Origin of the sequence: Quadrisphaera setariae, from assembly GCF_008041935.1 — a bacterium.
Classification (GTDB): Bacteria; Actinomycetota; Actinomycetes; order Actinomycetales; family Quadrisphaeraceae; genus Quadrisphaera; species Quadrisphaera setariae.
Genome location: NZ_VKAC01000006.1, coordinates 16121 through 28416, shown reverse-complemented (window position 1 = coordinate 28416; position 12296 = coordinate 16121). Strand labels below are relative to the sequence as shown.

10 protein-coding genes are annotated in these 12296 nt (G+C 75.2%); 3 read left to right on the top strand and 7 right to left on the bottom strand.

The window, feature by feature from the left end:
* Positions 1-17 precede the first annotated feature (17 nt).
* Positions 18-1157: a glutathione-independent formaldehyde dehydrogenase gene (locus tag FMM08_RS10750; protein WP_147926385.1), complete on the top strand. Its 1140-nt coding sequence runs from the start codon at positions 18-20 to the stop codon at positions 1155-1157.
* A gap of 65 nt (positions 1158-1222) precedes the next feature.
* On the opposite strand, the gene mnhG is transcribed toward FMM08_RS10750, so the two are convergent.
* From mnhG to FMM08_RS10720, 6 genes are read right to left on the bottom strand one after another with little or no spacing between them, the layout of a single operon-like run.
* On the bottom strand, positions 1223-1618 hold the full coding sequence (gene mnhG / locus FMM08_RS10745; protein WP_147926384.1) for a monovalent cation/H(+) antiporter subunit G: 396 nt from the start codon (positions 1616-1618) through the stop codon (positions 1223-1225).
* Positions 1615-1941 carry an MrpF/PhaF family protein gene (locus FMM08_RS10740; protein WP_147926383.1) on the bottom strand — a complete coding sequence of 109 codons (327 nt, stop codon included), beginning with the start codon at positions 1939-1941 and terminating at the stop codon, positions 1615-1617. The genes mnhG and FMM08_RS10740 overlap by 4 nt, the downstream gene beginning before the upstream one ends.
* The gene (locus tag FMM08_RS10735; RefSeq protein WP_147926382.1) at positions 1941-2567 is read right to left on the bottom strand and encodes a Na+/H+ antiporter subunit E; all 627 of its coding nucleotides are present in this window, start codon (positions 2565-2567) and stop codon (positions 1941-1943) included. The genes FMM08_RS10740 and FMM08_RS10735 overlap by 1 nt, the downstream gene beginning before the upstream one ends.
* A complete protein-coding gene (locus tag FMM08_RS10730; RefSeq protein ID WP_147926381.1) occupies positions 2564-4150 on the bottom strand; it encodes a Na+/H+ antiporter subunit D in 1587 nt (528 codons plus the stop codon). Before FMM08_RS10730 ends, FMM08_RS10735 begins: the two co-directional genes overlap by 4 nt.
* Positions 4150-4704, bottom strand: a complete 555-nt coding sequence (locus FMM08_RS10725) for an NADH-quinone oxidoreductase subunit K (RefSeq protein ID WP_147926380.1) — start codon at positions 4702-4704, stop codon at positions 4150-4152. The genes FMM08_RS10730 and FMM08_RS10725 overlap by 1 nt, the downstream gene beginning before the upstream one ends.
* Entirely contained in the window at positions 4701-7895 is a 3195-nt protein-coding gene (locus tag FMM08_RS10720; RefSeq protein ID WP_147926379.1) for a Na+/H+ antiporter subunit A, read from the bottom strand. Before FMM08_RS10720 ends, FMM08_RS10725 begins: the two co-directional genes overlap by 4 nt.
* A 145-nt stretch (positions 7896-8040) precedes the next feature.
* Between FMM08_RS10720 and FMM08_RS10715 the strand changes: the two genes are divergently transcribed.
* Both FMM08_RS10715 and FMM08_RS10710 read left to right on the top strand, forming a co-directional pair.
* A complete protein-coding gene (locus tag FMM08_RS10715) occupies positions 8041-8676 on the top strand; it encodes a YitT family protein (protein ID WP_222710658.1) in 636 nt (211 codons plus the stop codon).
* A gap of 48 nt (positions 8677-8724) precedes the next feature.
* A complete protein-coding gene (locus tag FMM08_RS10710; protein ID WP_147926378.1) occupies positions 8725-9795 on the top strand; it encodes an RNA polymerase subunit sigma-70 in 1071 nt (356 codons plus the stop codon).
* Here FMM08_RS10710 and FMM08_RS10705 read toward each other — a convergent pair.
* Positions 9767-12133: a HelD family protein gene (locus FMM08_RS10705; protein ID WP_147926377.1), complete on the bottom strand. Its 2367-nt coding sequence runs from the start codon at positions 12131-12133 to the stop codon at positions 9767-9769. The two genes, FMM08_RS10710 and FMM08_RS10705, sit on opposite strands and share 29 nt — an antisense overlap.
* Between the last annotated feature and the right edge of the window lie 163 nt (positions 12134-12296).

Below are 12296 nucleotides of genomic sequence, written 5' to 3'. Positions count from 1 at the left end.
ACGGGTACGGGTGCTCCATGAAGGCACTCGTCTACAACGGCCCCCGCGACGTCACGGTCACCGAGGTGCCCGACGCCAGGATCGAGGCGCCCACCGACGTCATCGTCAAGATCACGTCCACGAACATCTGCGGCTCCGACCTCCACATGTACGAGGGGCGCACCGACGTGGAGCAGGGCAAGACCCTCGGCCACGAGAACACGGGGATCGTCGAGGAGGTCGGCTCCGGCATCACCCGCTTGAAGAAGGGCGACCGCGTCTCCCTCCCCTTCAACATCGCCTGCGGGCACTGCCGCAACTGCAACCGCGGCAAGACGGCGTTCTGCCTCGAGGTGAACCCGGGGATGGCGGGCGGTGCCTTCGGCTACGCCGACATGGGTCCCTACCAGGGCGGGCAGGCCGAGTACCTGCGCGTGCCGTTCGCCGACTTCAACGCCCTCCGCCTGCCCGGCGGCGCTGACAGCCGAGAGCACGAGCTCGACTACGCGATGCTGTCGGACATCTTCCCCACCGGCTGGCACGGCACGCGCCTGTCGGGGCTCGAGCCGGGGGAGTCCGTGGTGGTCATGGGTGCCGGCCCGGTGGGGATCATGGCGGCCCTGTCGGCGCGGATCCAGGGCGCCGACCAGGTCTACGTGGTGGACCAGCACGCTGACCGGCTCGCGCTGGCCGAGCAGGCGGGTGCCACGCCGGTCGACTTCTCCCAGGGCGATCCGGTGGAGCAGGTCATGGAGGCCACGGGAGGTGTCGGGGTGGACCGCGGTGTCGAGGCCGTGGGCTGGCAGGCCCACGACCACTCGGGGGAGGAGCACCCCGCCGGCACCCTGGACACGCTCGTCCAGGTGGTCCGGGCCACCGGCGGCATCGGCGTGGTGGGCGTGTTCCCGCCCCAGGACCCCAACGGTCCCGACCCGCTCATGCAGGAGGGGCGCATGGCCTTCCCCTTCGGCGCCTTCTTCACCAAGGGACTGACCATGGGCACCGGCCAGGCCGACGTGAAGCGCTACAACCGACAGCTGCGCGACCTCATCACGCAGGGCAAGGCCTCACCGGGCTTCATCGTCAGCCACGAGCTGGACCTGGCGCAGGCCGCCGACGGCTACCAGCACTTCGACGCTCGCGAGGACGGGTGGACGAAGGTCGTGCTGCACCCCTGACCTCCTCACCCGCCCGTCCGTGACCACGGGCGTCGCACGCAGGAGCCTGCGTGCGGCGCCCGCCGTCACGAGGAGGGGGTCGGGTCCTTCGGGGGTGACGACGCCGGGTGCTCGCCCGCCGCGCACTCCAGCTCGAAGACGCGCAGGTCGTCCTGCACCAGCTGGTCGCGGGGGACCACTCCGGACCGGTGGCCGGCGCGGGCCAGCAGGTGGCTCGCGACCGGCGCGGTGACCAGCTGGAACAGCCCCACGAACAGCAGCGCGACGACGGCGCTCGCGTCGGGGACCAGCTGGATCTCCACCCCTGCCAGCACCAGCAGCAGCCCCAGCACCTGGGGCTTGGTGCCCGCGTGCATCCGCATCCACAGGTCGGGGAAGCGCAGCATGCCGATGCCGGCGGCCAGCGCCAGCAGCGAGCCCGACAGCAGCAGCACCGCCGAGACCCAGTCCCAGGCGCTCACGGGGTGCCTCCCTGCTGCTCGCGGGCGTCGGTGCCCTCGGCGGAGTGCTCGTCGGGGCGCTCCACCGGGTCCTCGCGGCCGAGGAAGCGCACGACCGCCACCGAGCTGGCGAAGCCCAGCAGCGACAGCGCCAGGAGCACGGGGACGAACACCGTGGAGCCGCGCCGCGCCACCAGCACCGCGACACCGCACAGCAGGATCGCCACGAAGACGTCGGCGGCGGCGGCGCGGTCGAGCGTGGTCGGGCCGCGCACGAGCCGCACCACCACGAGCAGCGCGGACACCAGCAGGATCCCCAGCGCGACGTCGGTCACGACCCCCATCAGCGCTGCGCCTCCCTCACGTCGTCAGCCACGTCCGTCCCGTCGCGCAGCGCTCCGGGCGCCAGCGCGGCGAGCACCCGCTCCTCCATGCGCCGCACCTGCTCGCGGACGTCGTCGCCGACCCTCTCGGGGTCTCCCGTGACGAGGGCGTGCAGGTACAGGGTGCCGCTGGGGACGTCGATGTCGACCACGAGCGTGCCGGGCACCAGGCTGAGCAGCTCCGCCGTCGCGGCGATCATCGCGTCCGACCGGGACCGCAGCGGCGCGGCGACGATGGCGCTGGCGGGCACGGGGCCGGGGCGCACGGCGAACCAGGCCACCTGGAGGCTGGAGCGCAGCAGGTCGTAGACCACGAAGAGCGCCAGGCGCACCGACCCGACCAGCGAGGGGCGCGGCGCCGGGGGCAGGGTGGGCATCGGGAACACCGCCACGAGGGCCAGGGCGACGAGCACGCCGCCCACCACCACCAGCGGGCTGACCGAGCCCCACAGGCCGCACCAGAAGACGACCATCCACACGAGGATGGGCAGCTGGCGGCGGTGGGGCAGGCGCCCCCGCCAGCCAGGACGAGTGGGGTTGGCGGCGTGGCTGCTGCCGGCGGCCGGAGTGCCGGTCCGCTGGTTCACGGCGCCTTCTCCCCGCTGTCGGTGCCACCGCTGCCGTCGACCCCGGCGACGTCGAGCCCGCCGATCACGGAGGTGTACTGCGGCACGTCGAGCGTGTCGCGCGCGGCGCCGTTCGAGAGGTCGAGCAGGGGGCCCGCCACGAAGGTCAGCGCGGTGACCACCACCACGACGCCCGCAGCAGCGGCGACCATGGCCGGGGGCACGCGGTGGGCCCGGGCGGCGGCGGCTTCGGGGCTCACCTCGGGGTCGAGGCGGGTGGCGCGGCCTGACCAGAAGGTCGCCGCCCACGCCCGGGAGATGGCGTAGAGGGTGAGCAGGCTCGTCACCACGCCGGCCACCACGAGCACCCAGGCGGACAGGCCGCCGTCTGCAGCGCCCGCACGCAGCAGCGCCAGCTTGCCGACGAAGCCGGAGAACGGCGGGATGCCGGCGAGGTTGAGGGCCGGGAGCAGGAAGAGCAGGGCGATGCCCGGCGCTGCTCCCCCGAGGCCGCCGAGCCGGCGCAGCGAGGTGGTGCCCGCCGCCCGCTCCACCAGGCCCACCACGAGGAACAGCGCGGTCTGCACGAGGATGTGGTGGACGGCGTAGAACACCGCCGCGCCCAGCGCTGCCTCGCTGCCCAGCGCGACGCCGAAGAGCATGTAGCCGATGTGGCTGACCAGCGTGAACGACATGAGGCGCTTGAGGTCGTTCTGGGCGATGGCGCCGAGGATGCCCACGAGCATGGTGGCCACCGCCACCACCACGAGCGCGGTGGTCACCGCGGCGGTCTGCACCCCGCCGAAGAGCACGGTCTGGGTGCGGAAGATGGCGTAGACGCCGATCTTGGTCAGCAGGCCCGCGAAGACGGCGGCCACCGGCGCCGCTGCCGTGGGGTAGCTGTCGGGCAGCCACCCCGACAGCGGGAACGCCGCGGCCTTGAGGCCGAAGGCCAGCAGGAGCGCCAGCTGCAGCGCGACGGCCACCGCCAGCGGCAGGCCCGACAGGCGCCCCGGCAGGTCGGCCATGGAGACCGTCCCCGTGGCCGCGTAGACCAGGCCGATGGCGGAGAGGAACAGCAGCGAGGAGACGATCGAGACGACGACGTACGTCATGCCCGCCCGCACGCGCGCCGCCGTGCCGCCGAGGGTCAGCAGCACGTAGCTGCTGACCAGCAGCACCTCGAACCCCACGTAGAGGTTGAAGAGGTCACCGGCGAGGAAGGCGATGGAGACGCCGGCGGACAGCGTGAGGAACGTCGGGTGGTAGATCGAGACCGGGGTCCGCTCGGTGTCTCCGGTGCTGCCCTGCCCGACCGAGAAGAGCATCACCGACAGCGTGACCACGGACGAGGTGAGCAGCATGAGCGCTGAGAGCCTGTCGGCCACCAGCGAGATGCCGACGCCCGCGGGCCAGGCGCCCAGCACCACCGACTGCGGACCGTCGGTGGCCGCTCCCACGAGCAGCGCCGCAGCGGTGGCCGTCACACCGGAGAGCACCGCGACGCTCACCCAGCGCTGCCACACCGGGTGGCTGCCCAGCACGAGCGTCAGCGCGGCACCCAGCACGGGCAGGAGGACGGCGAGGGGGAGGAGCACGCGCATCAGGCCTTCGCCCCCTCGGTCTCGGCGTCGTCTCCGCGGACGGCGGGGCGGTTGCCCGCCCCCAGCACCGGGCCGCCGCTGCCACCGGGTGCGCTCTCGGCGCCCTCCGGGACCGGCGCGCCGTCGGGGCCGTCGACGCTGTCGGCGCTCGCGCTCGCCTCACCCGGGGGGGCCGCCTCGCCGCGCGAGCGGCCCTGGGGGCTGGTGTCGCGGACGACGTCGTCGCCCTTGGTCCCCTCGATGCGGCTGGTGCGGTAGGCCATGGCCAGCAGGAACGCCGTCACGGCGAAGGTGATGACGATGGCCGTCAGCACGAGGGCCTGCGGCAGCGGGTCGCTCGCCTCGGCAGCGGTCTCGAGGGTGATCTCTCCGTCGGGGTCGAGCACGGGAGCCCGGCCGGCGCGGCCCGCGGCCGCGATGATCAGCAGGTTCACGCCGTTGCCCGCCACGAGCACCCCGAGCACCACGCGGGTGAGGTGGCGGGAGGTCAGCAGGTAGACCCCGGTGGCGACGAGGCCGCCGATGGCGAGGGTCAGGACGATCGTCGGGCTCACCGGGCACCCGCCCCCGCGGGGTCGCCGCCACGACCGCCGACGCCCTCGACGCCGGCGGGGTCGGTCTCCTCGGCGTCCTCCGCGTCAGCGGTGGCCAGGTCGACCGGTGCGGCGCCGTCGGCCTCGGTGCCGGGGCCCGGCATCTCGTCGGGGCCGGGCTCGCCGTCGTCGTCGCCGTCCTCCTGGTCGTGGACGGCGGCGGGGTCGGCCTCGATCTCCTCCTGCTGCGCGTCGATGCCGGCTCCCAGGCTGCGCAGGACGTCGAGGACGGTGCCCACCACCACGAGGTAGACCCCCACGTCGAAGGCGAGGGAGCTCACCAGGTGCACCTCGCCCAGCAGCGGCACGTGCAGGTAGGTGTCGGCCGTCTGGGTCGCCTGGCCGCCGAGCAGCAGCGGCACGCCCGCTGAGGCGGCCGCGATGAGCAGGCCGGATCCCAGCAGCACGCCGACGTCCACCCGGGCGGCCTCGCCCAGCTCGTAGCGACCGCCCGCGAGGTAGCGCAGGAAGAGGGCCAGGCCCGTGACGAGCCCCGCGGCGAAGCCACCGCCGGGGAGGTTGTGGCCGGCGAAGAGCAGGTACACCGACAGGACCAGGACGGTGCCGAAGACCAGCCGGACGACGATCTCCAGCAGCAGGCTGCGGCGCGCCGGGGCGAGGGTCTTCACCGCCGGCAGCCAGCGGGTGGACGGCGCGGCGTCGGGGCCGGGTGCGAAGTCCTGCGAGGAGCGCCAGGTGGAGGCGACCGTGGTGGCTCCCGTCGGCCGCGTCGCCGCAGGCGAGCCGCTGGGACCCGGACCGGCGCCGGAGCGCATGCGGGGGGCCCGCCCCGTGCGGTGGCGCAGGAAGACGAGGCTGGCCACGCCGGTCGCGGCGACCGTCAGCACGGTGATCTCGCCGAAGGTGTCCCAGGCGCGCAGGTCGACCAGGGTCACGTTGACCACGTTCTCGCCGTACCCCAGCTGCTTGGCGAGACGGGCGAAGTCGACCGAGGCGGGGACGGCCTCGCGGGCGCCCAGGGCGACCGCCGCGAGCAGCGAGGCGACCGCACCCGCGCTGACGGCCAGCACGGCCCGCAGCCACGGCTTCGGGCCGTTGACGAGGCTGTCCGGTGAGGGCTCGAAGGTGGGCGGCAGGCCGCGGAGCACCAGGACGGCGGCGGCGAGGGTCACGCTCTCCACGAGCGCCTGGGTGAGGGCGACGTCGGGGGCGCCGGCCACCACGAAGAGCCCGGCCACGGCGTAGCCCGACACCCCGGCCATGACGAAGGCCGCCCGCCGGTTCCTGCTGGCGGCGGTGGCGACCGCTGTGCCGAGGGCCACGACCACGAGGGCTGCCTGCACCGGCTCGTCCCACCAGCGCCACACCGCGGGCCAGGCGCCGGTGGCGGTGGCCACGACGAGCGCGGAGCCGGGGCCGAGCACCAGGACGGCGGCCGCGGTGAGCACGTACTGGGGCAGCGACCCGCGCTGGTAGACCAGCGTGGTGGAGGCGGCCGCGGCGTCGATCCAGCCGCGGGCGCGGTCCTGCAGGCGCCCTCCGGTGAGCGCGGCCAGGGCAGGCACGTCGAGGCGGCGCTGCACCACCTCCACGCGGGCGCGAGCGGCGAAGAGCACGGCTCCCAGGCCGAGGGCGACGCCGGAGAGGGCCAGCGTGGGGGTGACGCCGTGCCACAGGGCCAGGTAGTAGCCCTCCTCACCCGCGGGGTAGCCGGCGGTGGCCGCAGCGACGACGCCGTCGACCGGGCCGGGGAAGAGGCCCGTGAACAGCCCACCCCCTGCGGCGACGAGCAGCGGGAGCACCATCACGGCGCTGGGCGCGTGGAAGGCGTCGGGGTCGGGCGCGCCCTCGGGCAGCTCGCGGGTGGCGAAGGCCCCCCACACGAAGCGGGCGCTGTACGCCGCCGTCAGCACCGAGCCGACCAGCAGCACCACGAGCACGAAGAGGTCGGCCCCCGCGGAGGCGCCCGGCGGCCACCCGCCGCCGGCGACGAAGCCCTCGAAGGCGGCCTCGTGGGTGATGAAGCCGAGCAGGGGCGGGAAGCCCGCCATCGACCCGGCGGCGAGGACGGAGGCGACGAGCAGCGCCGGTGCCCGGCGGGCCAGGCCCGACAGCTTGCGCAGGTCGCGGGTGTGGGCGCCGTGGTCGATGGCGCCGACCACCATGAACAGGCACGACTTGAACATGGCGTGCGCGAGCAGCAGCCCGGTGCCGGCGATGGCCCCGGTGCGGCCCCCCGCGCCGACCAGCAGCGCGATGAAGCCCAGCTCGCTGACGGTGCCGTGGGCGAGCAGCAGCTTGAGGTCGTGCTGGCGCAGCGCGCGCCAGGCCCCGACGACCATCGTGGCGCCACCGAGGACGACGATCGTCCAGCGCCAGGCCGGGACCTCGGTGAACACCGGGCCGAAGCGGGCGATGAGGTAGACGCCGGCCTTCACCATCGCCGCGGCGTGCAGGTAGGCGCTGATGGGCGTGGGGGCCACCATCGCGCCCGGCAGCCAGGCCGTGGTGGGCAGCAGCGCGGACTTGGTGACCGCCCCCGCGAGCAGGAGCACCGCCGCCGCGGTGGTGGCGCCGCCAGCCGCCGGCGGGTCGGCCAGGAGGCCGCTGATCGACGTCGTGCCGGTGGTCACCGCGAGGATGACGATGCCCACGAGCATCGCCAGCCCGCCGGCGGTGGTGACCACGAGCGCCTGGCTCGCGGCGTACCTGGCGGCCCGTGACCTCCCGTCACCGCCGATGAGCAGCCACGACAGCACCGTGGTGAGCTCCCAGGCCACGTAGAGCAGCACGAGGTCGTCGGCGAGGACGAGCACGAGCATGACCGCGCAGAACGCCACGAGCAGCGGCACCGTCCGCTGCCGCGTGCCGGCCTGGGAGTCTCCGGCGAAGTAGCCGGAGGAGTAGGCGAGCACCAGGGCGCCGACGCCGGCCACCACCAGCACCATGATCGCCGAGAGCGGGTCGAGGCGGAGCGCCAGCTCGACGCCCAGGTCGGGGATCCACGGGACGGACTCGCGCAGCGCCGACCCGTCGGAGCCGGCCGTGCCGGACGCCCACTGCACGACGAGCCACGCCAGGACGGCCAGCGGCGCCAGAGCCGTCAGGAGGACCCCTCGAGGACCCCAGCGGCGCACGACGGGCACGGCCAGGGCAGCGGCGGCGCAGTGCGCCGTCAGCAGCAGGATCATGTCCGCCCAACCCTAAGGGGAGACGAGCCCTGCAGCCCGCCGTCGGCCCACGTGCCGCCGTGCGGTCCGCCCGTCCGGGCGTCTCCCGTGCCGACGTCGAGGAGCACCACCCGGTCTCGGCGTCGGCTGCCCTACCGTGCGCGCCGTGAGCAGCGCCCCCACCACCACGCCCGCACCGCCGGTGCCGACGCCTCCGCCGCACACGCCGCTGGAGGACGCCGCCGCCCTGCTGGTGGGCTCGTTCCTGCTCGGCTGGGCGCTGCTCCTGCTCCAGGAGGCCGGGGCGGTCTCCGGCGGGCTGGCCGGGGTCGCCTTCCTCGTGGCCGGGCTGACCCCCGTCCCGCTCGGGGTCGCCTTCTTCCTCATCAACCTGCCCTTCTACGGGCTGGCGGTGAAGCGGCTCGGGTGGGCCTTCGCGATCAAGACCCTGGTGTGCGTGGGACTGACGTCGGTGCTGGCCGACGTCCTCGGGCACGTCGTGGAGGTGCGGATGCCGGTGCTGCTGGCCACCGCCTTCGCGGGCCTCAGCCTGGGCCTGGGGTTCCTGGTGCTCTTCCGGCACCGCTCCAGCGCCGGGGGGTTCGGCATCCTGGCCTTCCACCTGCAGGAGCGGTACGGGTGGCGCGCCGGGTACGTGCAGATGGCCTTCGACGCGGGGGTGATGCTCGCGGCGCTCGCGGTGGTCGGCTGGCGCTCGGTGCTGGCGTCGCTGCTCGGCGTGGCGGTGCTCAACGCGGTGGTGGCGATGAACCACCGGCCCGGCCGCTACGTGGTGCGCTGAGCCGTTCGGGGGATCCGCGACGTCGGTGGTGTCTGCCACCGTGGGGGCATGACCGCGCTCGAAGGGGGCCTCGACACCGCTGTCGAGGGGGTGGAGCTGCAGCTCGAGAGCTTCCGCAGGGAGCTCACCGGGTACTGCTACCGGATGCTCGGCTCGCTCGCCGACGCCGAGGACGCCGTGCAGGACGCCATGGTCCGCGCCTGGCGCCACGCCGACTCGCTGCGCGACGCGTCGGCGCAGCGGGGGTGGCTGTACCGCATCGCGACGCGCGTCTGCTTCGACCACCTCGAGGGCCGCAAGCGCCGCGCGTTGCCCGTCGACATGTCGCCCGCCCCCTCCGCGCCCGTGGTCGCCTCCCTGGGCGCTCCCCTGGAGGCCGCCGCGTGGGTGGAGCCGGCCCCCGACTCCCGCGTGCTGGGGACGGCGCCCGCCGCCGACCCCGCCGTCGTCGCCGAGGAGCGCGAGTCCGTGCGCCTGGCCCTGGTGGCCGCGCTGCAGCTGCTGCCGCCCCGCCAGCGGGCGGTGCTCGTGCTCCGGGAGGTGCTGCACTGGCACGCCGACGAGGTGGCGGCCCTGCTGGAGACGTCGGTGCCCTCCGTCAACAGCCTCCTGCAGCGCGCCCGGGCCACCATCGCCGCGCGTGACGCGCAGCGGGCGGCCCTGGAGCCCCTCGACGACCAGCACGCCGCCCTGCTGGCGAAGTACGTCGACGCCTTCGAGCGCTACGACGTGACCGCCCTGGTGGGGCTGCTGCACGCCGAGGCCACCATGTCGATGCCGCCGTACGCGCTGTGGCTGCAGGGCCCGGAGTCGGTGGCAGCGTGGCTGGTGGGGCCGGGAGCGGGCTGCCGCGGGTCCCGGGTGCTGCGCACCCGCCTCAACGGCCAGCTCGCGCTGGCCCAGTACCGCCCCGACCACACCTCCGCCGGACCGGACGGCCGGCCGGTGCGGTGGCTGCCGTGGGCGCTCATCGTGCTCGCGGTGCGCCACGACGACGACGAGCCGCGCATCGGCGACCTCGTCTTCTTCCTCGACGCCGACCGCGGCCTGTTCGAGCGCAGCGGTCTGCCCACCGAGGTCGGCGCAGGGGTCAGCCGTGGCGGTGAGCCGGCGCGCTGAGGCCGCCGGCGAGCTCCTCCATGCCTGCGGGCAGGGGGGCGGAGGACACCACGAGCAGGCGCTGCGTGGGTCGGGTCAGCGCCACGTAGAGGTCACCCGCGCCCCGCGGGGAGGCGTCCACCACCGCTGCGGGCTCGCACAGCACCACGGCGTCGAACTCCAGGCCCTTGACGCCGGTGACATCGGAGACGGTCACCGCGGCGTCCGCCGGCTCGTCGACGCTGCGCACCTCGCCGTCGTCGAGCGCCTCACCCAGCGCTGACCGCAGGCCCGCCACCAGCGGCTGGGGCGCCACCACGGCCAGGCGCCCGGCGCCGAGGGCCACCACCTGGTCGCGCACGGCGTCCACCACGGCCGCGGTCCACGCCGGAGAGCCGGCCGGCGCCGGGGCGCTCACCGCCGCGGGCGGCACCTCGGCGTCACGGATGGAGCTGGGGGCCTCCTCGGGAAGACCGTGCGCCTCCAGCACGCGGCTCGCCAGGTCCATGACCTGCCGCGGCGTGCGGTAGTTCACCGTCAGCCGCGACAGCGTGAACGTGCGCGAGAGGTCCACCCCGCTGCGGGTGCGGGTGCCCGTGCCCAGCACCGGCGCCAGCGCCTGGCCCCAGTCGCGGGCGCCGGCGGCGCTGGAGGTCTGCGCCAGGTCCCCCACCACGGTCATCGAGCGGGAGGGGCAGCGGCGCGCCAGCACCCGCCACGCCATCACCGACAGCTCCTGCGCCTCGTCCACCACCACGTGCCCGTAGGCCCAGGTCCGGTCGGACTCCGCGCGCTCGGCGACGCTGCCGCGAGGACCGTCCGTCGCCCACCGCTCGGCGAGCCCCTCCGCGCTCAGCGCGCCACCACCGCTGGGGTCGACCATGCCCGACTCCAGCACGCTGCGGGCCTGCGCCACGAGGTCGGAGCGCTCGCGAGCGGCCCGCGCGGCGTCAGCGGCCCCGGAGGTGGGGTCCTCGCCGAGCAGCTCGGCGAGCTCGTCGAGCAGCGGGACGTCGGCCGTGGTCAGCGGCGCCGCCTTCTCCCGCGCCAGCAGCGCCAGCTCCTCGCGGCGCCACCCGCGGTCGTGCCGGGAGGCCTCGGCCGCAGCACCGGCGAGGTGGTCGCGCTTGGCCCACAGGTCGCGCAGCACCCCGGCCGGCGTCAGCGGCATCCAGCAGAGGTTCACCTCGCGGCGCACGTCCGGCGACTCCCGCAGCTCGGCCTCGAGCGACTGGCGGGTGTCGGCGTCGAGCTCGTCGCTGCGGGTGCCGTGCGCGGAGGCCAGCTGGCGGACCAGGTCGTTCATGACGCGGCGCACGAAGGTGGCCCTGGCGGCGTTGTGGGACTGGTGGGAGTCGCGAGCCGAGTCCCTGGCGGCGCTCACCGTGCGCGGGCGCAGCACCACCCGGTGGTTGCCCACCACCAGGCGCCGGGGCTGCGCGGGCACCCGCTGGCGCCGCCTGACGGCCGCCGCCAGCAGCTCGACCATGCGCGGGTCGCCCTTGAGCGCGGCCACCGCGTCGTCGTCCACCGCGGTGGCCCGCACGCCGGGGAACAGCTCGCCCAGGCTCGCCATCACCACCCCGGTCTCGCCGAGGGCGGGGAGCACCTGGTCGATGTAGCGCAGGAACGCGCGGTTCGGCCCCACCACCAGCACGCCGGACCTCGCGATGCGCTCGCGGTGGGCGTACAGCAGGTACGCGGCCCGGTGCAGCGCCACGGCCGTCTTGCCGGTGCCCGGGCCGCCCTGCACCACCAGGACCCCCGGCAGCGGGGCGCGGACGACGGCGTCCTGCTCGGCCTGCAGGGTCGCCACGACGTCGCGCATGCGACCCGTGCGCGCCGCGGTGACGGCCGCCATGAGCGCGCCGCCGCCGGCCACCACCATGCCCTCGGGCAGCGCGGCGCCGTCCGCCACGACGTCGTCCTCCAGGGCCGTGACCGTGCGGCCCGTGAGGGTGAGGTGCCGGCGGCGCACGACGCCGAGGGGGTCGGCGGCGGTCGCCCGGTAGAACGGCTCGGCCGCGGGGGCGCGCCAGTCGGTGAGGAGCTGCTCCTGCGACGAGTCCGACAGGCCGATGCGCCCCACGTAGCGGACGTCACCGCCCTCCAGGTCGAGCCGGCCGAAGACGAGGCGGTCCTCCACGGCGCGCAGCTGGGCGAGCCGGTCCTCGTAGAGGGTGGCGAAGGCGTCGCGCTCCATCCGGGCCGCGGGGGTGCCGCTGGAACCGGCGGCGCGCACCTCGCGCAGGCGCTCCTCCGTGGAGGTCCGCAGCAGGTCGAGCCGGTCGTACCGCTCGTCGACGCGGGCCTGCTCGCCCGCCGTCTCGCGGGCCAGGCCGCTGGCGCTGCCGCTCACCGGTGCCTCCGTCTGCTGCTGTCTGCGTCTGGCTGCTGCCACCTGCTGCCGTCCTCGACCACCTGACCGGTCCACCGAACCGCCCGGGTGGTGCGACAAGGCGACGCAACAGACTGCCAGGGCACCGGGTGGCGCTCGGCAGGCGGTCCGGCCCCCGAGCCAC

Bases quoted from the DNA above. Each gene is read 5' to 3' on its own strand.
- FMM08_RS10750 (WP_147926385.1), top strand. From the start codon at position 18: ATGAAGGCACTCGTCTACAACGGCCCCCGCGACGTCACGGTCACCGAG.
- FMM08_RS10720 (WP_147926379.1), bottom strand. From the start codon at position 7,895: ATGATCCTGCTGCTGACGGCGCACTGCGCCGCCGCTGCCCTGGCCGTG.
- FMM08_RS10710 (WP_147926378.1), top strand. From the start codon at position 8,725: ATGACCGCGCTCGAAGGGGGCCTCGACACCGCTGTCGAGGGGGTGGAG.
- FMM08_RS10730 (WP_147926381.1), bottom strand. From the start codon at position 4,150: ATGCGCGTGCTCCTCCCCCTCGCCGTCCTCCTGCCCGTGCTGGGTGCC.
- FMM08_RS10740 (WP_147926383.1), bottom strand. From the start codon at position 1,941: ATGGGGGTCGTGACCGACGTCGCGCTGGGGATCCTGCTGGTGTCCGCG.